The sequence below is a fragment of the Mucilaginibacter gracilis genome (assembly GCF_003633615.1).
Taxonomy (GTDB): Bacteria; Bacteroidota; Bacteroidia; order Sphingobacteriales; family Sphingobacteriaceae; genus Mucilaginibacter; species Mucilaginibacter gracilis.
In genome coordinates this window covers 950641-974900 of sequence record NZ_RBKU01000001.1, presented here as the reverse complement: position 1 = coordinate 974900, position 24260 = coordinate 950641, and the positions used below count along the sequence as shown (strand labels likewise).

Here is a 24260-nt window from a genome sequence, read left to right as displayed (position 1 = left end):
TTCATGAAAAGGCTGTTAACATCTCTATCACTCTGTTTTACAATACTATTTCTACAAGTAAGCCTGAATGCGCAAACCTATAAATGGGTGAAGGGCGGCGGTACCAGTCAGGATCTTTCGAGCGCGTACAGCGATGAGGAAATGGATCATATGTGTACCGATGCTAACGGCAACGTATATGGTATAGGCATTGTAGGTAATAATGCTATTATAGCCGATACTTTCCATAGACCTTCAGGGGCTTATGGCGCTCCAAATAACATTTTTGTAGTTAGTTACAATTGTAGCGGTCAAATGCGTTGGGCAAAACTTATTGGCTCAACATCAACAAACAATGAGAACTATGGTATAACAACAGACAATTCGGGGCATGTTTATATAGCCGGATCATTTCCTCACTCGGGTCCAACTCATACCCTGTACATTGGTTATGATACTTCATTTGCTACTTTTCCGTATTCTACTTTAGGTGTCATTCAACTTGATACACTGGGTGCGTTCAATTGGATACGCTTCGTTGGGCCAAGTACCTTCGCTTCGATTTCAGCATTTGCGGGACAAAGTAACCCTATAGTGATGGATGGCAGCGACAATGTGCATTTTATTTGTGGCTCCGTTGGTGTCGGCATTCCACTGTCGTCATCTGTTAGTTCTCATTATGGCGTTTATGATCTTACATATGACGCATCAGGAACGCTATTGAGTGCCACTCAATTATTGCAGGACACAACACTGGAAGTGGATGGGGCAGCGATAGACAAATCTACCGGCAAGCTTTATGTGCATGGTACAAGAAGTGCTCCTTTTTATCTTACGTCCTCTCCAATGTCTTACCATCCATACATTGCGGCGTTCGATGTTTCGCGTAACTTAATATGGACGGATACATTGTCCAATCCATTAATCGTAGATGCAGCAGCTTTTGCAAGTATTGTATCGGATGATATCGGCCACTTATATGTTACATGCGGTGGCAACGGGAAATTGGTGTACAAGCATGATACATCATCAAATACAATGTCCACTTCACCATATTTTTTTTCTGTAATGATGAAACTCGATACCGCCGGTAACCTTAGATGGAAAAAAGCCTATAGTGGAACTTCTGATATTAATTTTCTGAATGCAATAACGTTGTTACCCAATAACAAAATTGCCTCTGCAGGAACCATTGCAGGAACTATTGCGAGCGGTGGTGACACAATTACTTCTTATTCCGGTGAAGGCCACAATTGTTACTTCACGATACTGGACACGGCGGGCTATGTGCATACGATTCAGCAAATACACGGAACAGGTTTTTATGATGATGCTTACGCGATCACGGCTGATAAAAAAGGTAGTCTGTATATCGGTGGCGCAATAGTTAATAATGTTTGGGGCGGCTCTTTAAGCCCTTATACTTCTGTTGGTGGTAACACGGATTATTTTATCATGAAATATGGTGTGGACTGTAGCTGCACTACGTTGCCGGTGGCAAATTATACACAGGTCGGCGCTGCTACACGGGTATTTACTTATACTGGGACAACAGCCAGTATAGATAGTGTGCGGTGGGAATTTGGCGATGGCGGTACAAGTACTGCCCTTAGCCCAACCCATACTTATAGCTCACCGGGGATATTTACAGCCTGCGTTACCGTTTATACAGCTTGCGGCAGCGATACACATTGCTCCGATATAACTATTGTATGCGCAGGTGCGCCAACAGCGGCCTATACCACCACAGGAACCGGGCTTACCCAAACGTTTACTTATACAGGCACTGGTTTAGGCACAGCGGGCACTATTTCATGGACGTTCGGCGACGGTACGCCAGCCAGTTCAGCTACGCCGGTTTCACATACTTTTTCGGCAGCAGGTACTTATGTGATCTGCCTTGCGGCAACCAATTCCTGCGGTACTACAACCTCATGCAATGTCATGGTAGTAACCTGCACAACACCCCCGGTATCAGCCTTTACTTTTACCGGCATCGGTGCTTCGCGCAGCTTTACATATAGCGGAACAACGGCTGGTCTGGATAGCGTTACCTGGACATTCGGTGACGGCGGTACGGCAACAGGCCTTACGGCAAGTCATACTTATGTGGCTCCCGGCGCGTATACTGCATGTGCCACCGTGCATACCAATTGCGGCACAAATACACACTGCAATACTATCGTGATTACTTGTACTACGGCTCCGGTAGCAGCGTTTACTTCGAGCGGAACAGGGGCAACGATCAGTTTCAACTACAGCGGCACAACCGCTGCATTAGATAGTGTGCGATGGGATTTTGCCGATGGTGGAACCTCTACCAGTACAACCCCAAGCCATACCTATGCAACAACGGGTACGTTTCATGTTTGCGTTACCGCCTATACCGCCTGTGGGCATAGCACGATCTGCCATGATGTAATTATAACTTGTATTACCACTGTTACTGCGGCATTCACCGATACCGGAAATGCGGTGCATGGTTTTGCTTTTACAGGAACTACAGCCGGACTGGATAGCGTAGTATGGGATTATGGCGATGGTCATCGGGATACCGGTATGGCGAGATTGCACACCTTTGCCCATTCCGGCACTTACCATGTTTGCGTCACAGTCTATACCGACTGCGGTAATAATTTGGTGTGCCGTGATATTGTAGTTGCGCATACAACGGGTGTAGAAACTTTATCGTTGGCTGATATTAAAGTATATCCCAACCCGGCTACAAATGAGTTATCAGTTACCGGTATTCCGGGAACGACAGCTTATCGCATATTAACGGTTACCGGTATCAACCTGCAAACGGGTGCATTGCAAACAGGGGGCAACATCATACCGTTGCCCAATATTTCGGCGGGGATATATCTATTAGAAATGACCGGCCCGACCGGCGAAAAAAACACGATGCGTTTCATCAAGGGGTAACCCCTTTTTTACCCCTCATTTTAAAATGGATATTACAACTCCCATTACCATCGCGGTAGTGGATGACCATGCCCTTGTACGCGAAGGCATGAGCAACATGCTCACAACTATGGGATTTCAGGTTGTCCTGCAGGCTGTGAATGGTAAAGACTTTCTATTGCAGTTAGATGAGTGTCCTGTGTTACCTGATCTTTGTCTGCTTGACATTAATATGCCGGTGATGAATGGCATGGAAACTGCAAACGTCCTGAAACGGCAGTGGCCGCGGATAAAGATATTGGGCTACACCTTTAATAACGGGGAAATTCCGGGGATGCTCGCAAGCGGTGCTGATGCCTGCTGGGTAAAGGGTAATAGTTCGTGGGAGCTTAAGACGATGATCTTAGGATTACTCGCAGTTGGCTAAATTGGGTTAGAAAATGAGGTATATAAACTGGCTGGCCTGTTCTCAGGCTGGCTTTTTTTGATTAAATAAATCAATCAAAGTAGTGGTTGATTATACATCCAGCGAGCCGTTTAGAAGAACATATATGTAAATGATGATGGTCGCCCCAATAATCAATATTACTGTTAACGTGCCGATATCAGTCCACCGATAATTTTTCCTTTTTTTGTTTTTGTGCTCCAAGTTTAGTTTTACTCTTTCGAGCGAAAATAAATGAACATTTTTTTGAGAACTAAAAAAGTTTCTGAACGGTCAAAAAAGTTTCTAAACGGTATATCGATAACAATTTTAAGTAATGGTTAAGAGCAGCTGGCCCGTTTTGGGATTAGCTACCTTATCTGCTGATCCATTCTTTAAATTGCTTCGCCCTTTTCTGGCTGATGACGATCTGCTCTTTTGTCGTAGGGGTTACGATCAATTCCAGTTTGCCAAATTCTATGGGTTCAAAATGCTGGCAAGCGTTGAAATTTACAATCATTTGCCTGTTGACCCGGAAGAAAAGGCTATCAGGCAATACTTTCTGTACCTCGTCCAATGGCTGGTTAACCATAAAATCCTCACGTTCTTTCGTGCGCAGAAAATTGTACTGCCCGTCATGATAAAAGTAGCTTATCGTTTCTACGGGCAACGGAATATTCTTCGCTCCTTTCTGTACAACAAAAGTTTCCCTTACCTTCCTCAATGGTTTTTCAACGGAGATCTGTTTGCTTTCTGCAAGCTGCCATTGTCTGTAAAAATAAAAGGCCAAATAGTAGACATTCAGTAATATTATCAGGATTACGATCACAGGGAAATCCAATTTTATATAGTCTGTTTCCAGGATATTCAGATGAAAAATGCGAAAATATCCGGCAGCCAAAAGAAAAGCGGTAATGCAGGGCATAACCAGCGCAAAGGTTACCTGCAAGCCGATGCGCTCAGCCGTATACTGCTTCCAATCATATTTTTTATCCAGCTTAGAGGTAGCCAGGTAAACTTCACTGATCAACAAAAATGCGATCAGAAAACTGAGCGCCATGTCTCGGTAATAGAACCATGAGGTCCATAACTGGAAGATACTTTCTTTGGCGGCGAACCAAAGTATAGTGTGTGCGGCAAGTAAGGCTAAAATAATTCTGAAATAAAGATCATTATAGCCAGATGATGTTTTTTCAAGGCTCATACAAGCAATATTATTTTTGTTAAAACAATAATTCGCCGTTTCTGTTTTTTTCCTACCCCTTTTTAACGTAGCCTATTACGTGTTTAACTAACTAATTTATATTATGTCACAACAACCATTTACCTCCGCTGGCGTTCAGCAAAAACAAGCAGAACTTAATCAGCTTAGTCAAAACGACCGCCTAACGCAGGCGAACTTAATCCGCAGTGATCTTGTTACCTGGCTCAATGACAATTTCACATTAAATCAGGCACAGCGAACATACCTTTCACAAATGGACAGCCGGTTTATTGAGCAAGCCTCCAACCAAACGGGTTTTGCAATTGAAAACCAGCTTCCGGTTACGTTAGTATTCCAGGGCGCGGGCGCGACGAAACTTGTCCATAAAGAAGGTAGTATGGATCTTACCTATGGTGCCAGTGGTTTTTCCGCTGTTGGCGGTATCCAATTTCGCATAGAGTATCAGTAATGATACTTTATGCTCAGGGTCTTTACATTGGATAAATATTTATTTAACTTTATCGTATTATACGGTAAGGATGATTGTTCCCCTGCATGTGGATGAAAAAGAAATGCTGTTGCGGTTACAGGCAGGGGACAGACGGGCCTTTGATCATATTTATCGTCAATACAAGGACAGGATTTACGGGAGCCTCCTGAAGCTGGTACGCGTCGACGATCTTGCTGAGGAATTGCTACAGGAAGTGTTCTTTAAATTATGGCTCAACCGGACCAATCTTTCAGACGTACAATCATTCTCTTCCTACCTGTACCGGATGGCCGCTAACCTCGTGGCGGATTTTTACCGTAAAGCCGCTTTAGATAAGAAGCTCATTCAGCGGCTAACTTACACCATGACTGAATTGTATGACCATATCGAAGACCATATCAATTTTAAGGAAAGCAATGTACTAATAGAACAGGCAATTTCTTCGCTGTCGCCCCAGCGCCGTATGGTTTACAACCTGTGTAAAGTAGAGGGTAAAAGCTATCAGGAGGTAAGCCAGATATTGGGGATTTCCACTTCGACCATAAATGACCATCTCGTAAAAGCAAAACGTGCTATCCAAAAGCACTTTATTAATTCGCAGGAGGCAACCATTACCATCATTCTCATCGGGTTAATGCATCACCCGTAAAAGGCTCTATTGTTATAATTCACAGTTTATCATACACTTTATTCATAGTTGATCATACATGTATGTTGTCTTATATCTGTGCGATTTTTATGCCTGGGCCGTGATGTATTGTTCTCCCCAATTATAAAGGTCTTCCAATACGGGTAATAAAGTTTGTGCTTTTTCGGTTAACGAGTATTCGACACGTGGCGGCATTTCAGCATAAATCTTTCTGATCACCAGATCGTCCTGTTCCAGTTCTTTGAGTTGTGCGCTGAGCATTTTCGTGGTGATAAAAGGCATTTTCTTTTGCAATAAACCAAAACGGTGATGGCCCTGGTGGATAAAATACAGCAGCGCGATCTTCCAGCGCCCGCCCAATACCCGCATCACATTGTGCATCGGGCAAATAGCAGCCAGCGCTTCTTCGTTAGAAAAGTTGGTTGACGTTGTTTTTCTCATTACTTTCTTTTTAGATACTATAGTACAAATTAGTATGTACTGGTGATTATGAAATCAAATATAGAAATTTGTCCTCAACAAAAAAGAAAAAATTTATGAAAAAGACAATCGTCGTTTTAGGCGCCACCGGCAAAGTTGGCGGTAAGATCGCAGACCTTCTCATTAACGAAGGACACCATGTAAAATTAATTGCCAGGTCGGAAGACCTCGAAAAAAGGTTCGGTCATACAGGGGCCGAACTGATCCCCGGCGATATCACCGATGCTGATTTATTGACTGCTGCATTTAAGGGTGCCGACAGCGCCTTTATTTTGTTACCACCAAATTTCACAGCACGAGACTACCGGGCGTTCCAAAGGGAAGTCGGGGATGCGGCTATTGAGGCGATCAAAAGATCGGGTATTCAATATGTGGTCAGCCTGAGCAGCGCGGGTGCACAGTTACACGAAGGCAATGGCCTAATTGCCGGCCTGGCTGAACAGGAAGTCAAGCTGAACCAATTAAAAGACGTCAATGTCATGCACCTGCGTTCGGCTTATTTTCTCGATAATGCGTTACTCAATATCAACCTCATCAAAAACAGCGGGATCAACGGCACGACCGCTTACCCGGATCACCCAATACCGATGGTAGCGACCAGCGACGTGGCAGCTGTTGCCGCAAAAGCATTAGCTAACCTGGATTTTGAGGGCAAAGTGGTTCGGCCCGTTTTGGGCGACCGGAACTATTCCTTTAGCGAGATCACCGGTATCCTGGGAAGATCAATTGGCAAACCCGATTTGCAACTGGTAGAATTTCCGGTTGAACAAGCTAAAGCGGGTATGATCAGTCAGGGCATTTCCGAAAACGTCGCTGAAGATATCGTGAACATGGAAACTTCCCTGAAAAACGGCATCATGAACTACCAGCAACGGACGGCTGAAAATTCATCACCCACCACCGCAGAGGTATTCGCCAGGGACGTGTTCGCTGCGGCGTACAACGCAGCCTAAATCGATCATTTTTTAAACACCCGCATCATGAAACGCAAAAGATTAGTAACCCTCATTTATTTACTTTTTATTATAACACTCAATGTTATGGCCCAAAACAACCCCAAAGCAGAAAATGATCCTTTGATCCTAAAGGATGTACGTACTTTTTTAAAGGCTTTAAACTCCGGTGGTGGTAAGCCGCTTGAACAGCTTTCACCCGCCGATGCAAGACAAGTGCTGGCCGGCGCACAGCAATCTGTATCCGTCGATTATTCCGGTATTGAAGAGTCGGAAAAGATCATCACGCAGGATGGCATCACAGTTAATATCCATATCGTTAAGCCGGCCGGTGCGAAAAAAGATATTCCCGTGTTCATGTTCTTCCATGGTGGCGGATGGGTATTAGGGGATTATCCTACGCACCGCCGCTTCGTCCGCGACCTGGTCGTGGAAAGCGGGCTGGCTGCGGTATTTCCCGACTATGCGCCATCACCCGAAGCGCATTACCCGGTTGCGATCAACCAGGCTTATGCCGCCACTAAATGGGTTTCATTGCATGGCGAAGAAATAGGCGTGAACGGTAAAAAGCTTGCTGTTGCGGGCAACAGCGTCGGCGGCAATATGGCAGCGGTCGTAGCATTGATGGCCAAAGACAAAAAAGGGCCAGAGATTAAATTCCAAATGCTGTTCTGGCCGGTGACCAATGCAGCTTTCGACGACGGGTCTTATCATGCCTATGAAAACGGCCGCTTCCTGACCCGGAATATGATGATCTGGTTCTGGGATAGCTACACGACCGACGAAAATGCACGTCATGAAATCTATGCCTCGCCTTTGCGCGCGACCCCTGACCAGTTAAAAGGATTACCCCCTGCATTGGTGCAGACCGCCGAAAATGATGTGTTGCGGGATGAAGGCGAAGCCTATGCCCGTAAACTGGATGAGGCCGGCGTGGCGGTAACACTGACCCGTTATAACGGCGTCATTCATGACTGGGGCCTGCTTAACCCGCTTGCGCACATCGCCGCCACGAGATCATCCATGCTGCAGGCTGCGGCAGAACTAAAAAACGCATTGAAATAAGTAATTTTATAACATTGGAATGATTCATTATGAAAAAGATTGAACTCAACAGGAACCATCCTGGATTTAATAAAAATGCGGGGCCTTTTTTCAGCATCATCATGGAAGGTCTTACCGGGGAAGTTGACGGGGAGCATTTTTGGGATGCGGTAGCAGATGATGCAGTATTTGAATTCATGTACAACTTTCCGGGCTTTACCAACAAGATATCGGGCAGAAAAGCTTATATGGATTGGTTCAGCGGTTACAGCAATGTACTGCATTCAGCAGACCATTTAAGAATGTACAAAGCGCAACAGCCGGCTAATGTCATCATATTGGAGTACGAAGTGCATGGTACGGTGCCTTCCACCGGAAAATCTTATGACAACCGCTTTTGTTCTATCATCACTATAAAGGACCGGAAAATCATTCATTGGCGTGATTACATGGATTCCCTGGCAGTGATGCGTTCATTGACCAGCGATTGATCTTAAACAGACGATCCCGTCTGATGGCAGAACTTTAATTGAAGTTCTGCTTTTTTATTTAAAAGCTGATTAGACACTAAAGATCATTGCCATCAAAAAAGTGTATGATTAGCTATGAATAAAGTGTATGATAACCTGTGAATAACGACATCTATTCATTTTTTTCAAAAATATTTTTTTTCAGAGCAGATGTTCTACTACCGCTCCCCGTCATACCTGTATACAGGAAGTGAAAGGGCCGAGCAGCGCAAATAATTTATAGCGTTGAATGTTGGAATCCAATACTGCCTTTGTTCTTGCTGTTGAATTCGTCATTAGTGTCGTATTGATTGTCTGGATCATCCTCTTGTGGAGAGATAACCGGAGAGAACGGGATAAAATGAATGAATAATACCGGAAGTTTTAGTGATAAATCAGTTATAGTTAAATGATGAGCAGTCCCCTCCGCGCGAGGCGGGGGGATGTTTTTAACACACGGAATTAATCAAAAGAAAATTGGAAACAAACGAACTTAAAGAGCTTTTTGAGCGGTATATCGCTGGTCGCGCCACCGAGGATGAGGTTAACGCTTTACTGCAACATTTTCATGTGGAAAGGGATAGTGAAGCCCTTTTGGAACTCATCGTAAATGAAATGGCCGATACCACCGGAATAGATGAAGCAACATTAGCAGAGAGACAGCCGGTATATAGCCGTGTTTATAATAGGCTTCAATACCTTATCGACGCAGACGAAAGGGTGATCGTTCCTATGTGGCGCCAGACATGGTTTAGGGCGGTGGCTGTTGTCATTGTGTTCGTTGTTGCCGGCATATTGCTGGTATTACGGAATAATGCTCAACCTGATATGATCGCGGTCAATGTTCCAATGGGACATACCCTACAAGTAACCTTGCCGGATAGTTCTAAAATATGGTTAAATGCGGGCTCGTGTCTACAATACCCAGAACGTTTTATCGGTAAAACGAGAACGGTTTATCTGAAAGGACAGGCATTTTTTGACGTAGTGCATCAGGCTGAACATCCGTTTTTAATCCGCACTTCTACTGTGGCCGTAACAGTATTGGGTACATCATTTGAGATAAAGGCATTCGCACAGGAAAAGGATACACGAATCACAGTAGCCACAGGTAAAGTAGGTCTAACAATTACCGCTTTGAACAAAGGAGCTGTATTCTTATTACCTGGTCAGCAGGTAATAGTTGATAATAATACCAAATCCGTAGTTCAACATCAGGGAATTAATGATATCGCTGCATGGCGCGAAAATCGGCTGGTATTCGATAACGAATCCTTAGACAATGTGTTCCAGGCTTTGGAAAGGAAATACAATGTACATATCAAGGTGCAAAGCCCTAAACTGCTCACTGAGATTACCTCTATGAAACTCAATAACCAACCGCTTAGCGATGTCTTGACAGCACTAAGCTTTTCAAAACATTTTCAGTATCAGTTAGCGAATGACAGCACAGTGATTATAAAATAATTTCCGGGCTTCCAAGGGAAGAAAGGAAAGAGCCGGTATATAGTCCGGTAAAAAAGAAGCCTTCGCTACGTTGATTCGAGCCGCTGTAGCAAAGGCAAAGTTCATTAAGTTCTCACCTAATTAACCCAAACAAAGATGGTAAAAATTTACCGTACCCTATACTTTAAGTGTATGCGCATAACCTTCATTATCATTTGCATACAACTCTGTTGTAGCGCGCTGCTTTTGGCAAACACAAGCAATGCACAGAACATTACTATTGATGTCCGTAATGTTAATATAAAGCAGCTATTCAAGACTATCGAGAAACAGGCATCTGTCAGCTTCGTTTGTGACGATAAACTATTGGAAGGCTTACCAGAATTGACGCTGAAAGTCAATAACACGCCGCTTGCGCAGGTGCTTTCTCAAATTGAAAAGCAGGTGCCGCTACGATTTAAACAAGCGGGAACGCTTATCGGGGTAACGGCAATTAAATCAGAAAAAAAAAGCGCCACTGAACATTTAACACCAGCAGCGAAAGATGACAAACTAATTGCCGCCAGGGATATAACTGGCCTGGTTACTGATACAACGGGTATGCCGATCAACGGAGCGACCATTAAGGTTCAGAATAGTACAAACGTTACGATCACTGATTCAAATGGCCGGTTTAAACTATTGAATGTACAGGACGATGCAGTAATAGTTGTAAGCTTTATAGGTTACAAGACAGAAATTGCAGCCATTAAAACACTCTCAAACCCGATTACAGTTGTCCTTCATACCGCTTCATCACAATTGAGCCAAGTGGCGGTTGTTTCAACCGGTTACCAGTCTTTACCAAAGGAAAGAGCAACCGGGTCATTTGACCAAATAGACAATACTCTTTTAAATAGGCGGGTATCGACCAATATCATTGACCGTATCGACGGAGTGGCTTCAGGACTTTTTGTTAGCGGATTGGCTAACATCACAGCTATCGCAACGCAACCTTCGGGGAAAAATTCCGGTATTACAATCAGGGGTGTCAGTACTTTCATGGCCTCTACTCAACCATTGATTGTAGTTGATAATTTTCCTTATGAGGGGGAGATAAATAATCTAAATCCAAATGACATCGAGAATATTACGATTTTAAAGGATGCTGCGGCAGCGTCAATATGGGGGGCTAGATCAGGAAATGGCGTAATAGTTATCACTACAAAAAAAGGAAAGCTCAACCAAAAGATGAAAGTTGAATTCAACAGCACTTTGACGGTGATCAATAAGCCTGACCTGTTTTACGCAAAGAATTTTTTAGACCCCAAAAGTTATATAGGTGTAGAGCAATATCTGTTTAATCAAGGTTACTTTGATCCACTTATTTCAGACTATGTATACAATCCTGCCTTATCCCCGGCGGTCGGGATACTCGCACAGCAACGAGCCGGAAATATCACAAGCTCGGATGCCGCCAGTCAGTTGAATACTTTAAGTCAATATGACGTAAGAAATGACTACGCCAAATACATTTATCAAAAGGCCGTCAATCAACAATATTCTTTAGGAATCAGGGGTGGTGGTAAAGACATGACCTATCAGTTATCTATCGGGCAGGATAATGATAGGAATACGCTTGTCCGCAACGGTTACAACCGAACAACAATAAACAGCACTAATACATACTCGGTCACAAAAAATCTGGAATTATCTGCAGGCATCAACTATAGCCAAAATACAACCCTGCTAAATAACAGTGTTGGATTTGGTACACTATCAGGTAACGGCTATCCCTATGGCAACGTAATACCATATGACCGTCTGGCTGACGCAAATGGCAATCCACTTGCCATCCCTTATATTTATAACGATGCCTATATCAAAATCATTAAATCGCAAGGGTTGATGGACTGGTCTTACAGCCCTCTTAATGAACTCAGGTTAGGTGATAACAATACGAAAGTTAGTGATATACTGCTGAAAGCCGGAGCCACATACAAATTTATTCCTCAGCTAAGCGCTCAGATCAATTACCAAAATGAACGTGAGATAATTCAGGGAACAAACGACCAGAGCCAGGAAAGTTATTATACACGAAATCTTATCAATGAATTTGGCAGCTATAATTCCAGTACAGGCGTTACAACATATAACTTTCCGTTAGGTGGAATTTTAACCCTCTCCAATGCAAATTGGTACATAAATAGCCTGAGAGCACAGCTGAACTATGATCAGGATTTTAAAAAAAGTTCCCTTACTGCAATCGGCGGTGCGGAAATAAGAGAGTTTAGGACAGAAGCGTTTACCCGGGTTTCTTATGGCTATAATAAAGATTTTGGTACGACAGTCGGTAATTTAAACTATGGGCAATTTTATCCCATGAACCCGGCAGGATCGGGATATATCCCACAAACCGACGGCAACATTGTTGGTACCCTTAACAGATATGTTTCTTATTATGCAAATGCTGCATATTCTTACGATAACAAATATACTTTAACGCTCAGCGGGCGTGAAGACGGGACTAATCTATTTGGTGCAAAAACAAATGATAAGATCACTCCGATGTGGTCTGCAGGTTTGGGCTGGGATATCAGTAAAGAATCATTTTATATCCTAAAATGGCTGCCCTATTTAAGATTTCGCAGCACTTACGGATATAATGGAAATACCTATCAAAATGGGTCTGCTTATTTGAGCGCCGTTTATGTTACTGATTCATCTACAGGCGCGACAAGCCTGGGCAAGCCCACTGCACCCAACCCTGAATTACGTTGGGAAAAAATAAGGAATATAAATATTGGAATTGATTTTGCGACAGGAAATAACATTATAAGCGGATCAATAGAACTGTATCAAAAGAAAGGCGAGAATCTAATACAGCCCACTTTTTTAGCTCCTCAAACTGGATTTACTTCTTATCAGGCTAATACAGCAAACACCAAAACCAATGGCATCGATCTAACCATACGAACTAAAAATCTCAATGGTCCGGTTAAATGGACTACTAATTTTTTATTAAGTGCTTTTAAAGATGAAGTAGTTCGGTTTGATGCTGTAAGGACAAGCCAAAGTATTTTCACTGCTGGTGGCGTGAAGGGTAAGCCTTTAGAAGCTTTATTTACCTATAAATGGGCCGGACTCGACCCGACAAATGGTGATCCACAAGGCTATTTAAACGGAAAGATAAGCAAAAACTATTCAGGCATCATTAACAATTTCAATCCTGATAGCCTTGTTTATAGCGGCTCTCTTGTTCCAACAGTTTTTGGCTCGTTTAGAAATGATTTTTCTTATAAGAGTTTCAATTTGTCGGTCAATATAATTTATCAGTTGGGTTGGGTTTTTCGCAAGACAACTACCAGCTTGAACTACACTGATATTTTAGGGTATGGTGGTCAAAATGAAGACTTCACTCAAAGATGGCAAAAACCCGGCGACGAAAAAACAACGAACGTTCCATCTTTAGTATATCCAAGCTATAGCGACAGAAACACTTTCTATCAATATTCTCAAGTGCTTGTCCAGTCAGGAAACAATATCAGGCTTCAGGATATTCGTTTAGGCTATGATTTACCTGTTTGGATGGTGCGTAAAATACAAGCGTCACGGATCAACATCTTCGCCTATGCTAATAATATAGGTATAATATGGAAGAAAAATAAGATTGGAGTAGACCCGGATGCAATAGGGAATGGACTTGCAACATATCCTAACCCGTTCGCCTTGTCTTTTGGCTTAACCATTAATTTATAAAACATGAACACACATAAAACTCTATATACGGTAATTTTAAGTTTCCTGATTTGCGCTACTGCATGTAAAAAACAGGATGATTGGCTTGCTGCCAAAAGCAACTTGAATTCTGTTATTCCTCAGACTACTGCAGATTTTCAGGCACTTTTGGATAGGACATTTACGTTAAATTATGTCTATGCGACAGCAGGCAATGTCGGTGCTGATAATAGTTATATTCCTGACGCGTCTATCCCTTTGGTCAATGAAACAGAGCGCAATTTATATTCCTGGAAACAGACGATATGGTCCGGGGGGACATCGCCTGAGTGGAATGACTTTTTTATCAATATTGAATTAGCTAACGTAGCTTTAGACGGGCTGGCTAAAATCAGCAGTGATAGTCCTGATTATAACAATGTAAAAGGACAGGCATTATTTCACCGCGCAATGGGATATTACACATTGACGCAGCTATTTTGTAAAGCCTATAATAAAACCACGGCGAGTAGCGATTTAGGCCTGCCGATTCGACTAACTTCCGATGTAAATATCTTGGTTCAACGATCATCGCTTCAGGATACTTATAATCAGATTATATCAGATGCAAGCCTTGCAAGCCAATTGCTTTCCGCAACACAGCCTTATTTGCAGCGACCGGTAAACGCAGCAGCAGACGCATTACTGGCAAAGGCGTATCTAAACATGGGTGATTATATAAACGCTCAAACCTATTCCAGCGCGGCAATAAATATTCACCCGGCGCTGTTAGATTACAACAATTCGACAATTGCTTCTCCGACAGCAACGTATCGTTTTCCTCAATACGGAAAAGGTAATCCCGAAATCCTGTTTTATTCCTACGGAGGTTTTTACAGTTCTGTGAACCCGGTTTCCACAAGCAAAGGAATAGTTGCCTCAGACTTATATTCATCCTATGACGTTAATGATCTCAGAAAAACTTTGTTCTACACCGTGACTGGTGGTAATGTTAAGTATCGGGGCACCTATTCAGGAAACAGCGCTGATTTCTGTGGCTTGGCAACTAACGAAGTTTACCTGATTAGAGCTGAGTCAGAAGCCCGTCAGGGTTTGACTTCCGCGGCAATGAATGATCTCAATCATCTTTTGATCAATCGATACAAGACAAATAATTTTACACCGCTCGTCGCAGCCGACGCCCAGACCGCCCTTAAGATGATATTGCAAGAACGTAGAAAGGAACTCCCGTTTGTATCGAATATTCGTTGGGAAGATCTCAAACGCTTAAATCTCGATCCGGTATTTCAGGCAACGCTAAGTAAAACAATAAGCGGAACGACTTATACCCTAAATCCGAACGACAAGCTTTATGTTTTGCCGATTCCCGATACAGAAATACAAATTTCAGGACTCCAACAGAATCAACGGTAATGAAAAGAAAAGCGTTTTCTATTATCCTTGCTATTGTGTGGAGCATTTCTTTCGAGAGCTCGGCACAACAGCACAAATACCGTCAGTTGGCTATTGGCGATAATATTGCAGAAACACCGGCGTTAAAAAATTTATTGCACTACCCATCTCCGAGACTTTTTTTAAAAGACCTCACAGGAAAATTGGTCATCATTGACTTTTGGAGCACCGGCTGCCCTTCCTGCATCGCAGCGATACCTCATTTAGAAAGCCTGCAAAAAGAATTTGAAGGTCGTATTCAGATTATAATGATTGACCCCTGGGAATCGAAAGTTAATATTGAAAAAAGAGTTTCTAAAATGTCTGTACTTAGGCCGGGTATCGGACTTACGACACTACCATGTTTGTATGGTGATACGATATGGAGATACATCTTCCCACATCATGAGCTCCCGCATCATGTATGGATAGATAAAGGTGGTAAAATTATTGCTGCTACTACCGCTGTTAACGCGACATCTGAGCATATATCCCAAATCCTCACAGGCCGCGTTATAAACTTATCAGAAAAAAACGACCTTAACAGCAGGGGATATGATGTGAGAAATAAAGGCTTGATGTTTCCTGGCGATACCTCCATAAGGGCCACATTTTATTCAGGCTTTTTTAAATCTAATCCAGGGTTTGGTGCCGGAAGTAAAATATCAGTTGATACGATCCGTAATATTTATAAAAGAGACATTTTCAATACCGATTTAATTCAATTTTTTAAAATAGCAGCACACGGCACTCGCATCTTGTTCGAACTTAAAAACTATAATGATTACTTACGGCCAAAGAATAATAATGATTTCGATTCCTGGTTCAGCAAATATTGTTACTCCTATGAAATAGTAATGCCACTACGGCAAAGGGATAGTCTGTATAGTTTTCTGTTGCAGGATATGAATAGATACTTTTTAATGCGCAATAATATTAAAGCTGTTTTATCAGTCAGAAAAATCCCAACGTATACGTTAAAAAGAATCGGTGAAACACCCATTAAATCAGGTAAGATGGGTAAGGACACGATGATAGAAACCGCTGATGTCTATAAGTTCATAAATCAGCCTTTTTCTAAAGTATTAAATTATTTGAAATCGATTGAAGATTTGAGTTTGCCTTTGGCATTTTTAGACAAATCAAACATTTCTTCAAATACTCTGGTAACATTAAATCTGCCTAAAAATTTATCTGATAAAAGATTGTTACAAACCTCACTGTTTGAACAGGGTCTATCATTGTCTTTTACTGACCAGGATATCAAAGTGCTGGTTGTAAGCGACAAATAAATGAAGAGGATGCCATTATTGGCATCCTCTCGTTTTATGTGATGATAGTGTATAAAAACTATACTTTCTTCACGTGGCCTGCTTTAATTTTTCCTTGTATCAATAATAAGGCCATTTTCCCCGTCGATTACCGATTGTGGCTGCGGTGAAGAAAGGGCGCCATTGTCCGTTGTGAACTGGCACGGGTTGCCACTTCCATCGCAGCTTTGAGGTGTTTGATCAAAAGTATAAGAGGCAACGCCCATCACTATAGTGGTACCTGTGACCCAATAGGTCACACCGCTTTTTGCTTTGGCCTTTGCAGGTGCAGGGGCCACGCTTTCTGTAGTTGTAATTACTGCCGTTTTTACATCTGTTTTCTTGTCACCGGCAAACACAGCAGTGGATAAACCCATAGTAATAATAAATGCTCCGAGTATTGATTTTACTTTTTTCATAAAATTGTTTTTAGATGTTTTAAAATGAAATGATCCTTGATGCTCTTGCACGTTGTTGCCAAGTGTTTTTCTGAGCGTGAACAAAGTTGCCTACTCGTTTCTAAAGGTTTTCGGCTTCACCTATTTTTAAATTATTAAGCAATTCAAACAGGCGTATTATATACCAAATATGCAGGGATTTGGAAAGTAAAAGGCAAGTACGATGCCTACGATCGCTCCTAACAAAGCCAGAGGCGAAACACAGGTTCGTTTTTCAAATTTTAAATAAAGCTTGATAAGTTTTCCTGCGTAGTTTGCGGATGTAGTCGTTTTTTGATTTACCCTATGTGTCGTGCTCATTGAAACGCTTTTTTAAAATGAACTTTTAGTCGAAGGGCTTAAGGCGGTTGAAAATATTTTTTGAATGGGTGTGTTTTTGTTATCGATTTCCTATCGCAAAGTTAATGTGGGTATATAGTACCCTGTTAGGCAAATCGTATGTTTGTTGCTTGGCAAATCGTCAATTTTTAGCTTGGCAAATCGTCCGAAAACCTCACAATCGAAATGTGTTAGGCGATGATTTATAACGATTTTTAAATGCTTTGTTGAAACTGGAAATATCCTTGAATCCTACTTTCCAGGCGATTTGACCAATCGACTCGCCAGTAGTAGTGATTAGAATCATAGCCCATTCAATCCTATGGTTTTGGATGAACTGATAAGGGCTTTCTCCGAAGTGCGATTTGAATAATTTGTAAAAGTCAGTCCTGTTGACATTGCACAACTTAATTAGGGTTTCAATATGCAGTGGCTTCGTTAAATTTTCATCGATGTAATTTTCCAAAGCCGCTATTCTATCCGTATGGGAGTCCATGAGTGCTAAGTCATCCAAAGTATTGTGCCTCCGGATATGGTAGAACAATAGTTCGCGCAAATGGACATAAATCATCAAATCCTGTTCTTTTATATTGGCATAGGTTCTCGTAAGATTCAATAAAGAAGATTTAATTTTCGCATTGATTTTACCTGAAGCCAAAGATCGTATAGCCTCGCCCGGTTGCATTACATAATCAAATAAGCTTTGCAGTTTATTGTGCCGATCTGTTAATTCTTTGAGATAAGAATGTTGGTATGAAACATAAATACAGGAGTAGTTACCTTTTCTGAAAGTGATCTCATTTTTCATCTGTGGTACATAGTACATCCGATAGTAATTTTCCGTTAATCCAGCATCACTAATACCTGTAAATTGCGGAAATGGAGGCCCCTTCAGAAAGTAATTAACCGTAAGTACCGGGGCTTCCGCAACAGCATAAAGTACGCATGGTTCGTTAATGAAAAAATGGTGCTGTGATATACTGTAATTGTCACCCTTAATTTCCTGAGATAAAAAGCTTCCAAATAAACCTTCGGTGTAGTCAACAACTGCATTGGGAAAGACTAATGCTTTGAGCTGGTCCGGAAGTAGAACTTTTTTCAATGTCGTTGCCTGCAATAGTTTTCCCGGCCTGAATTTCATAGTGCCTGTTTTTTTGATAAATTGATTCAGGGCAAGGTTATTAGCGATATGTGATATGGGTTATAAGTAATGCAAAGTCCATTCCAACCGGTCGATTTTTTTCATTTACCGGTGTAAAATAATTAAGTCGCGATAGCAGCAAAGATTATTACATCAACAGGCTTATTCAGTAGCTGAACGCTGCTTTTCAGCGGCTGAAAAGTTTCCATTGACTATGGCAAGACATGATATTGTACAGCTATTACCCGCGTATATATTATGGTCAAGCACTTCCAGGTATTGACACTGGTATTTATGCAGGCTTATAAACCCTGCATAATGTCCTTACTGCTATAAGGAATAGTCACTATGATACAGCTGCCGACACCCTGAATAGAAGCGACCTTCAATTTTCCTTGCAAGACCTGTGCCCGCTCCTTCATATTGGAAATCCCAAGCCCCCCTGTTTCCCCTATTTTTTCTATATCGAACCCGTTACCATTATCTCTGATGACCAGTTCAAAATCATCATCGTTATAGTATAGCCTTGTATCCAGTACAGTTGCGCTTGCGTGCTTGATCACGTTACGTATAGCTTCCTGTGCTATCCTGTATATCACAACTTCTGCGCTTGATCCAAGTGATCTGACATCCCCGACAATATCGACATGGCAATTGATCTCACCTGCTGCGCGTATGTGTTCAATGTCATCCTGTATCATATTGCTTAGTCCCCGTTCCTTGATATAATCGCCGTTTAAAGAATAGCCGAGATTGGAACAATTAGATTCAATCAATGCACTGATGCGGTAGGCGCTTTCAAAAAGCTGTTCCCGTTCATGAGCATCGAGCGTCTTCTCAATCCTGCGAACAGTCATATGATGTAAGCTGGCCAACTGACCGATATTATCATGTACCTCCCTGGATACCTGTTGCAAGGTTCTTTCACTTTCCCTGATAACCGCCAGCAGCAACTGCTGTCTTTCATGATGGTGCTGGTTCATCTTTTTCCGGAGAACGATCATAAGGACTACCAGCGCAATAAAAGCGGATAAAAAGATCAGGGTGCCGATGATGCCGATGACTATGAAGTTATGATCGTTCATAGCTTTTTTTCATTTGAGGGTAAAAGGCAAACACCGAAGCAAGTAAACAATTGACCAGAGCGCTAAACAATAGAATTGCATCATCAATATTGCTTTTCCTCGTGCCTAAGATCTTCGTCCAGGACTCATAACAGGACATCGCGAAGAAATTCGAGAGGTAAAACACGATCAACGTGACTACGATCCAGAAATGCGGATTATATTGTACCCTTAGATGTCCCGGCGACCGGATAAGCTGCGCAAACAATATTATTCCGCACGTAATAATCAAGAGGGTTTCATATAAAAAGTAATGGCTTCCATAACCGTCAATCGGTTCCAGGAAAATAAAATCAAGTAAGCCAACGACAACGCTGACCAATCCAATATAAAAGCCAATGTATGCCCTCCTGAAACCTTCAATACTATAATTGAAAAACATGGCGATAAAAACTGTTTCGATGATGGCAGAAGTATTATATACAGCCAGGTTATTGTGATAACGCAATGCTGCCATAAAGGCGAAACATTCAGTGATAAGAGAAAAAACGGTGAGCCAATAAAGGACACGTAATGATTTTTCTAACAGCCGGTATCTGAAAGCGCCGCAAATGACCGGCAGTGATGCAGCGCTTAAATTTATCGACAGCGACATATAATAATTCATGACTAATGCTGAATTGAAGGTAGAAGTGAACTTGATGCAGAACCTGTTGGCGGACAGTTAGTAGGGCAGGCCAGACCTTTATCAATTACATAATTACCCGGATAAAACCGGTAATTACCGCTACTGTCATAGGCCGCAATAATAATGGTCAATGCGTTACTATGGTAGCCTGCAGGTTGATTCATATGACCGCTATTGATATAGCTGAGCTTATGCGCAAACATCATTTTGACGTTAGTAATATTCCCGGAATCAAAAATGGTATTCAGGTAGTTTCTTAAAAGCCGGGCATCAAAAATGACCGATTGAATATCCGTATCATTGCTTTGATAATTGATACTATTCAGGTAACTGCCCAGCATCTTATTTGCTGAATCAATAGGCATAAGATCGGGGTACGACCAGCTTAAAGTATCCGCAATGCTTAAGGCAATGCCTTTTGATTTTGCAGGTCTGCCGGTACATCCGAGCAGTGAAAATCCTAACGCAACAGCAATCAATCCATTTCTCTTTTTCATCGTTTTATCAGTTTATTTTGGAGAATATCTTTTCCTGAGAAATTTGGCTCTATATGTACCAGCCCCATGTGAACGGCGAACATAGCCAGGCTAACCCTGTTATTTACCCCTAAACGTTCACACAGCTTGTCCCTTTTTCCTTCTACGTTCCTGTCGGTTACATTCATCTTGACGGCGATCTGATGAAAAGTCAGGTCTGTACAGCAATACTTTAAAAATTCAATTTCCTCGTCGTTGAATTGCTGAAGCTTAATGACGTTCGTTTTTACGAGGTGGAAAAGAGTACTATTGGCCTGATCAGAATAATAGTACCCCTCGGAGTGAATGGCAACAAGCGCAACCTTAACTTCTTCTATACCGCAGCTTTTATGCACATAACCGTTTATCCCGGCCATCATCATTCTGACGATATACACCTCATGTTTAAACCCGCTCAACACTAATATTTTCATATCGGGCCAGCGTTGCCGGATATGTACCAATGTTGTAAACCCATCCATTACCGGCATACTCATATCGAGCACGCAGATATCAGGCAATACGGATGCTTCCTCTAATTTATCCAACAGCTGTTTGCCGTTTGCGACTTCGATATCTACAGCAACCCCTCCTATCGTATTTAAGAAACTAATGACCGCTTGTCTGAACATGGCATGGTCTTCGGCGAACGCGATATGAATAACAGTATCAGTTGTCATACCATAAAATTAATTCGATTTCCAATGCGATTCTCACGGAAAAACCCGGTGTTTTCGCGGGATTTTCCGTGAAAAAGGATGAACTAAATGGATTAATTTTAGTGTCTTTTTTAATTCGCGATTAAAAAACACCGAATCCTGCAAATTTCAGATTACACCTATAATACTTCAATAAAGGAATTTTCTACTTCACCGCCAGATTTCCCTATATGCCCTGTATTCAGGACCGCATAATGCTCATGCAGGCGGGCAATCCCTATAGATTTGTCCTGCAAACCGGTTGCAACCAATAAACAAATTTTTAAAAAAATTTAAACTACTTAAACTACCGTGCTATGGAAACTGTGATTGAATTATACGAACAATTAAAAAGGAAATTGATGGATATTGAGTTAACGGCAACCAATATCTTAGAGCTTGCCAAACTATCTTACCAGGCTGTAGAAACGTCAATGATACAGCTAAAAGCTTTTGTCATTACTTATACTTTTAAGGACACGGCTGAGGAGATTTATTTTTTCAGGGAGTTAAAACCGGGCTTTTATTCCCGTATGATTTATTATATAAGGCTATTCGAGATCGAAACCAATAAGCCCGATGGCTCCGACAGGGCCCAACGAAAGTACTTTAAAAAGAAGTTGGGTGGCATTAAAACCTACTCAGAAGAGAACATACCATTCTATAAGTACTACCGCTCTGGGGCAAGGCATATGGACATTGCCTATTTTACAAGGGATAAATTTGATATCCTGATCGGCATTGATGTTTCCTACTTCGATTGTGACCCGGCCTTTTGTACCAGTCACGATTATAAAGTAGCGATGCTGCTTGCCAATGAACAGTTAATTGCCTATCTCAATAAAGCGTTGCAGAAACTAAGCGGCCAATATAGCGACAGCAAAATAAACGTGCTGGAAGATTTAGGCCTGAATTGGGCGGAAACCAAAACAGCCTTTGTGGAATTGATGTATGGCCTGCAAAGTCTGGGCGCATTCTACAATGTAAAAACAAAAGCTAAAGCCGATATTAACGACATAGCCCGTTTCTTCGAGGTTGTGTTGGGTATCGACCTCGGTAATTATTACCGCCTGTATTATGATATAAGGCTGCGTAAAAAAGAACCAACGACATTTATAGACAAGCTCAAACAAAGCCTGATCAAGCGAATGAACGAGACAGACGACAGGTAAAATACAATGCCTTGTAAATGAAAATTAAGCACCATCGGTGCTTTTCTTATTTTGGTTTAATGCCTAAATGCCCGGAAATAAATTTCACCCAAGTTGGTTGAAATTGTGAAAAACCGCTTTTTCATCGTCCCACCTTTGTTCCCGACAAACAACAATACTCACTTAAAATTCAAAATTATGTTGAACAGTATTTCATGGGGAACATTCTTTACCTGGGTTGCATTGGCAACGGTAGTGTATTACGTGGCTATCGGCCTTTTATTTTACCGGACCGAAATCCGTGGCTTATTATCAGGCAATGTAAACAACCTGATGGTGAAGCGCCAAAATCAGCCGGGGGCAGGTATTGCAGCAACTAACGAAAAATCACAGCAACCGGGAGCAGAGGATCGCGGAGAAGCCCGTCAGTTGGAAAACATACTGAACGAGGTCCGTTATGAGATCATACCCAAAGCGGGTGAACATCCGACCAAAGCCAAGCTGGCTATCGTTTTTCAGCATTATTTCCAAACACTTAAAGGCAATTATTCCGAAACCTTCAGGATCAGCGTCATTCAGCTCATGGCCGGTGAAGCGGTAGCACAATGCGGTATTTCCTTTGAAGAAGAGGAGCTTAACCAACTATGGTGAAAAACATTTACAAGTAAACACGACTGCGCAGTCAATTTTAAGCATGGCCATGCACCAAACTTTCAAAAAGGTGCAAAATGAAAACTCAAACAGTAAAACAGACAAAAAACAAAGTCAATCGCAAAACAGCAACACTCGTTCTTTTAGCAACCATCTTAGCGTCAGTAGCATACGCCCAGGACGGCAATGCAGGTATCAACGCGGCAACCACGCAGGTGAAGAGTTATTTCGCAGCGGGCACCAGCCTGATGTACGCCATTGGAGCCGTGGTTGGCCTCATCGGAGCCGTCAAGGTCTATAACAAATGGAATCACGGCGAGCCGGATACGTCCAAGGTGGCCGCAGCATGGTTCGGAAGCTGTGTATTCCTGGTGATCGTGGCAACTGTTCTTAAATCCTTCTTCGGCGTATGAAAAGGCCGGAAGCAAAACGGCTGATCGGGCGATGCCTGTGGAGCCTGTACTACCTGTTCGCGGGATTGATCGGGATAATTATCGTCATCCTCTCCGTAGCTATTACCGGCATCGTGTATATGCTGGTCTGGCCGTGGATGAAGGGTAATCTGAGGCAACATTAAACGGCGGAATATGGAAGAGGAACTATTAAAAAAGCTGCACAGCTTTATCATAGAGAACAATCCTGATCTGCTCGTGCAACTGTATGATAACCGCATGATGGCGGCATATCTCGAAGACAAATTGAAACTGGCAGTACCACTGATCACGCAGCTATCGGATGCGGGAAAACCCGCCGCTGTTATTGAAGAACAATGTATGAACAGGCTGACAGCCGACCTCCGGCCATCAAGGTTTCATTATATCAGGGAGGTACTGGAAGATGAATTTGAGCCCGTTTATTACCGGCTGGTGGAAAGCGGAACGCTTACCTATGAGATCATCAGCCTGCTGGAAGATTGTAACCTTGTTTTCGATGATTTCGGGTTTTCGGAGGACAACGAAAATAATCGCGGTTTACGAAGGCAGATCATCCGGGCGATCAGCGACTATCAGGAAAGAAAAGAATAACCATTTAAAAT

At 42.3% G+C, this 24260-nt stretch carries 24 protein-coding genes; 16 read left to right on the top strand and 8 right to left on the bottom strand.

Translation table 11 applies throughout. The features are described 5' to 3' along the window. Positions 1-3: 3 nt before the first annotated feature. Together BDD43_RS04135 and BDD43_RS04130 are read left to right on the top strand one after the other, a co-directional pair. Positions 4-2904: a T9SS type A sorting domain-containing protein gene (locus BDD43_RS04135; RefSeq protein WP_121196542.1), complete on the top strand. Its 2901-nt coding sequence runs from the start codon at positions 4-6 to the stop codon at positions 2902-2904. 25 nt (positions 2905-2929) lie between these two features. Beyond that, complete coding sequence (locus BDD43_RS04130; protein WP_121196541.1) at positions 2930-3310, top strand: response regulator; 381 nt, start codon at positions 2930-2932, stop codon at positions 3308-3310. A gap of 373 nt (positions 3311-3683) precedes the next feature. Here BDD43_RS04130 and BDD43_RS04125 read toward each other — a convergent pair whose 3' ends face one another. Then, the gene (locus BDD43_RS04125; protein WP_121196539.1) at positions 3684-4511 is read right to left on the bottom strand and encodes a LytR/AlgR family response regulator transcription factor; all 828 of its coding nucleotides are present in this window, start codon (positions 4509-4511) and stop codon (positions 3684-3686) included. Between the two features lie 103 nt (positions 4512-4614). Between BDD43_RS04125 and BDD43_RS04120 the strand changes: the two genes are divergently transcribed. Together BDD43_RS04120 and BDD43_RS04115 are read left to right on the top strand one after the other, a co-directional pair. Beyond that, positions 4615-4980: a hypothetical protein gene (locus BDD43_RS04120; RefSeq protein WP_121196538.1), complete on the top strand. Its 366-nt coding sequence runs from the start codon at positions 4615-4617 to the stop codon at positions 4978-4980. Between the two features lie 70 nt (positions 4981-5050). After that, positions 5051-5650 (top strand): RNA polymerase sigma factor, encoded by a 600-nt coding sequence (locus tag BDD43_RS04115; protein ID WP_121196536.1) that lies wholly within the window; start codon positions 5051-5053, stop codon positions 5648-5650. A gap of 87 nt (positions 5651-5737) precedes the next feature. Here BDD43_RS04115 and BDD43_RS04110 read toward each other — a convergent pair whose 3' ends face one another. Next, the gene (locus BDD43_RS04110; protein ID WP_121196534.1) at positions 5738-6091 is read right to left on the bottom strand and encodes a winged helix-turn-helix transcriptional regulator; all 354 of its coding nucleotides are present in this window, start codon (positions 6089-6091) and stop codon (positions 5738-5740) included. Positions 6092-6186: 95 nt separating this feature from the next. Between BDD43_RS04110 and BDD43_RS04105 the strand changes: the two genes are divergently transcribed. From BDD43_RS04105 to BDD43_RS04075, 7 genes are all read left to right on the top strand, one after another. Beyond that, complete coding sequence (locus tag BDD43_RS04105; RefSeq protein ID WP_121196533.1) at positions 6187-7083, top strand: NmrA family NAD(P)-binding protein; 897 nt, start codon at positions 6187-6189, stop codon at positions 7081-7083. A gap of 27 nt (positions 7084-7110) precedes the next feature. After that, positions 7111-8148, top strand: coding sequence for an alpha/beta hydrolase (locus BDD43_RS04100; RefSeq protein WP_121196531.1), 1038 nt, complete (start codon positions 7111-7113; stop codon positions 8146-8148). A gap of 29 nt (positions 8149-8177) precedes the next feature. Then, the gene (locus BDD43_RS04095; RefSeq protein ID WP_121196530.1) at positions 8178-8618 is read left to right on the top strand and encodes a nuclear transport factor 2 family protein; all 441 of its coding nucleotides are present in this window, start codon (positions 8178-8180) and stop codon (positions 8616-8618) included. 495 nt (positions 8619-9113) lie between these two features. Continuing rightward, positions 9114-10103, top strand: a complete 990-nt coding sequence (locus tag BDD43_RS04090) for a FecR family protein (protein ID WP_121196529.1) — start codon at positions 9114-9116, stop codon at positions 10101-10103. Positions 10104-10328: 225 nt separating this feature from the next. Next, positions 10329-13820, top strand: coding sequence for a SusC/RagA family TonB-linked outer membrane protein (locus BDD43_RS04085; RefSeq protein WP_162846975.1), 3492 nt, complete (start codon positions 10329-10331; stop codon positions 13818-13820). Between the two features lie 3 nt (positions 13821-13823). Beyond that, on the top strand, positions 13824-15212 hold the full coding sequence (locus tag BDD43_RS04080; RefSeq protein WP_121196526.1) for a RagB/SusD family nutrient uptake outer membrane protein: 1389 nt from the start codon (positions 13824-13826) through the stop codon (positions 15210-15212). Continuing rightward, positions 15212-16522, top strand: a complete 1311-nt coding sequence (locus BDD43_RS04075) for a TlpA family protein disulfide reductase (protein ID WP_121196525.1) — start codon at positions 15212-15214, stop codon at positions 16520-16522. The genes BDD43_RS04080 and BDD43_RS04075 overlap by 1 nt, the downstream gene beginning before the upstream one ends. A gap of 83 nt (positions 16523-16605) precedes the next feature. Here BDD43_RS04075 and BDD43_RS04070 read toward each other — a convergent pair whose 3' ends face one another. The 6 genes from BDD43_RS04070 to BDD43_RS04045 all read right to left on the bottom strand — a co-directional run bounded on the left by BDD43_RS04070 (position 16606) and on the right by BDD43_RS04045 (position 21404). Beyond that, a complete protein-coding gene (locus BDD43_RS04070; protein ID WP_121196524.1) occupies positions 16606-16959 on the bottom strand; it encodes an acid shock protein in 354 nt (117 codons plus the stop codon). A gap of 532 nt (positions 16960-17491) precedes the next feature. After that, complete coding sequence (locus tag BDD43_RS04065; protein WP_121196522.1) at positions 17492-18457, bottom strand: helix-turn-helix domain-containing protein; 966 nt, start codon at positions 18455-18457, stop codon at positions 17492-17494. Between the two features lie 302 nt (positions 18458-18759). Then, the gene (locus BDD43_RS04060; protein ID WP_121196521.1) at positions 18760-19542 is read right to left on the bottom strand and encodes a sensor histidine kinase; all 783 of its coding nucleotides are present in this window, start codon (positions 19540-19542) and stop codon (positions 18760-18762) included. After that, positions 19529-20188, bottom strand: a complete 660-nt coding sequence (locus BDD43_RS04055) for a hypothetical protein (RefSeq protein WP_147425568.1) — start codon at positions 20186-20188, stop codon at positions 19529-19531. Before BDD43_RS04055 ends, BDD43_RS04060 begins: the two co-directional genes overlap by 14 nt. A gap of 2 nt (positions 20189-20190) precedes the next feature. Then, positions 20191-20706, bottom strand: a complete 516-nt coding sequence (locus BDD43_RS04050) for a hypothetical protein (protein WP_121196518.1) — start codon at positions 20704-20706, stop codon at positions 20191-20193. After that, positions 20703-21404: a response regulator transcription factor gene (locus BDD43_RS04045; protein ID WP_121196516.1), complete on the bottom strand. Its 702-nt coding sequence runs from the start codon at positions 21402-21404 to the stop codon at positions 20703-20705. The genes BDD43_RS04050 and BDD43_RS04045 overlap by 4 nt, the downstream gene beginning before the upstream one ends. 335 nt (positions 21405-21739) lie before the next feature. Here BDD43_RS04045 and BDD43_RS04040 point away from each other — a divergent pair, with 335 nt between their 5' ends. From BDD43_RS04040 to BDD43_RS04025, 5 genes are all read left to right on the top strand, one after another. After that, positions 21740-22594, top strand: coding sequence for an RteC domain-containing protein (locus BDD43_RS04040; protein ID WP_121196515.1), 855 nt, complete (start codon positions 21740-21742; stop codon positions 22592-22594). Between the two features lie 177 nt (positions 22595-22771). Continuing rightward, positions 22772-23224, top strand: coding sequence for a hypothetical protein (locus BDD43_RS04035; RefSeq protein WP_121196513.1), 453 nt, complete (start codon positions 22772-22774; stop codon positions 23222-23224). 77 nt (positions 23225-23301) lie between these two features. Then, positions 23302-23637: a DUF4134 domain-containing protein gene (locus BDD43_RS04030; protein ID WP_121196512.1), complete on the top strand. Its 336-nt coding sequence runs from the start codon at positions 23302-23304 to the stop codon at positions 23635-23637. Next, the gene (locus BDD43_RS29875) at positions 23634-23801 is read left to right on the top strand and encodes a hypothetical protein (RefSeq protein WP_162846974.1); all 168 of its coding nucleotides are present in this window, start codon (positions 23634-23636) and stop codon (positions 23799-23801) included. The genes BDD43_RS04030 and BDD43_RS29875 overlap by 4 nt, the downstream gene beginning before the upstream one ends. Positions 23802-23811: 10 nt before the next feature. Then, on the top strand, positions 23812-24249 hold the full coding sequence (locus BDD43_RS04025; protein ID WP_121196511.1) for a DUF1896 family protein: 438 nt from the start codon (positions 23812-23814) through the stop codon (positions 24247-24249). Positions 24250-24260 lie beyond the last annotated feature (11 nt).

Coding starts and splice junctions, on each gene's coding strand:
- BDD43_RS04135 (WP_121196542.1), top strand. CDS start 4: ATGAAAAGGCTGTTAACATCTCTATCACTCTGTTTTACAATACTATTT.
- BDD43_RS04130 (WP_121196541.1), top strand. CDS start 2,930: ATGGATATTACAACTCCCATTACCATCGCGGTAGTGGATGACCATGCC.
- BDD43_RS04125 (WP_121196539.1), bottom strand. CDS start 4,511: ATGAGCCTTGAAAAAACATCATCTGGCTATAATGATCTTTATTTCAGA.
- BDD43_RS04120 (WP_121196538.1), top strand. CDS start 4,615: ATGTCACAACAACCATTTACCTCCGCTGGCGTTCAGCAAAAACAAGCA.
- BDD43_RS04115 (WP_121196536.1), top strand. CDS start 5,051: ATGATTGTTCCCCTGCATGTGGATGAAAAAGAAATGCTGTTGCGGTTA.
- BDD43_RS04110 (WP_121196534.1), bottom strand. CDS start 6,091: ATGAGAAAAACAACGTCAACCAACTTTTCTAACGAAGAAGCGCTGGCT.
- BDD43_RS04105 (WP_121196533.1), top strand. CDS start 6,187: ATGAAAAAGACAATCGTCGTTTTAGGCGCCACCGGCAAAGTTGGCGGT.
- BDD43_RS04100 (WP_121196531.1), top strand. CDS start 7,111: ATGAAACGCAAAAGATTAGTAACCCTCATTTATTTACTTTTTATTATA.
- BDD43_RS04095 (WP_121196530.1), top strand. CDS start 8,178: ATGAAAAAGATTGAACTCAACAGGAACCATCCTGGATTTAATAAAAAT.
- BDD43_RS04080 (WP_121196526.1), top strand. CDS start 13,824: ATGAACACACATAAAACTCTATATACGGTAATTTTAAGTTTCCTGATT.
- BDD43_RS04075 (WP_121196525.1), top strand. CDS start 15,212: ATGAAAAGAAAAGCGTTTTCTATTATCCTTGCTATTGTGTGGAGCATT.
- BDD43_RS04070 (WP_121196524.1), bottom strand. CDS start 16,959: ATGAAAAAAGTAAAATCAATACTCGGAGCATTTATTATTACTATGGGT.
- BDD43_RS04065 (WP_121196522.1), bottom strand. CDS start 18,457: ATGAAATTCAGGCCGGGAAAACTATTGCAGGCAACGACATTGAAAAAA.
- BDD43_RS04060 (WP_121196521.1), bottom strand. CDS start 19,542: ATGAACGATCATAACTTCATAGTCATCGGCATCATCGGCACCCTGATC.
- BDD43_RS04055 (WP_147425568.1), bottom strand. CDS start 20,188: ATGAATTATTATATGTCGCTGTCGATAAATTTAAGCGCTGCATCACTG.
- BDD43_RS04050 (WP_121196518.1), bottom strand. CDS start 20,706: ATGAAAAAGAGAAATGGATTGATTGCTGTTGCGTTAGGATTTTCACTG.
- BDD43_RS04045 (WP_121196516.1), bottom strand. CDS start 21,404: ATGACAACTGATACTGTTATTCATATCGCGTTCGCCGAAGACCATGCC.
- BDD43_RS04040 (WP_121196515.1), top strand. CDS start 21,740: ATGGAAACTGTGATTGAATTATACGAACAATTAAAAAGGAAATTGATG.
- BDD43_RS04035 (WP_121196513.1), top strand. CDS start 22,772: ATGTTGAACAGTATTTCATGGGGAACATTCTTTACCTGGGTTGCATTG.
- BDD43_RS04030 (WP_121196512.1), top strand. CDS start 23,302: ATGAAAACTCAAACAGTAAAACAGACAAAAAACAAAGTCAATCGCAAA.
- BDD43_RS29875 (WP_162846974.1), top strand. CDS start 23,634: ATGAAAAGGCCGGAAGCAAAACGGCTGATCGGGCGATGCCTGTGGAGC.
- BDD43_RS04025 (WP_121196511.1), top strand. CDS start 23,812: ATGGAAGAGGAACTATTAAAAAAGCTGCACAGCTTTATCATAGAGAAC.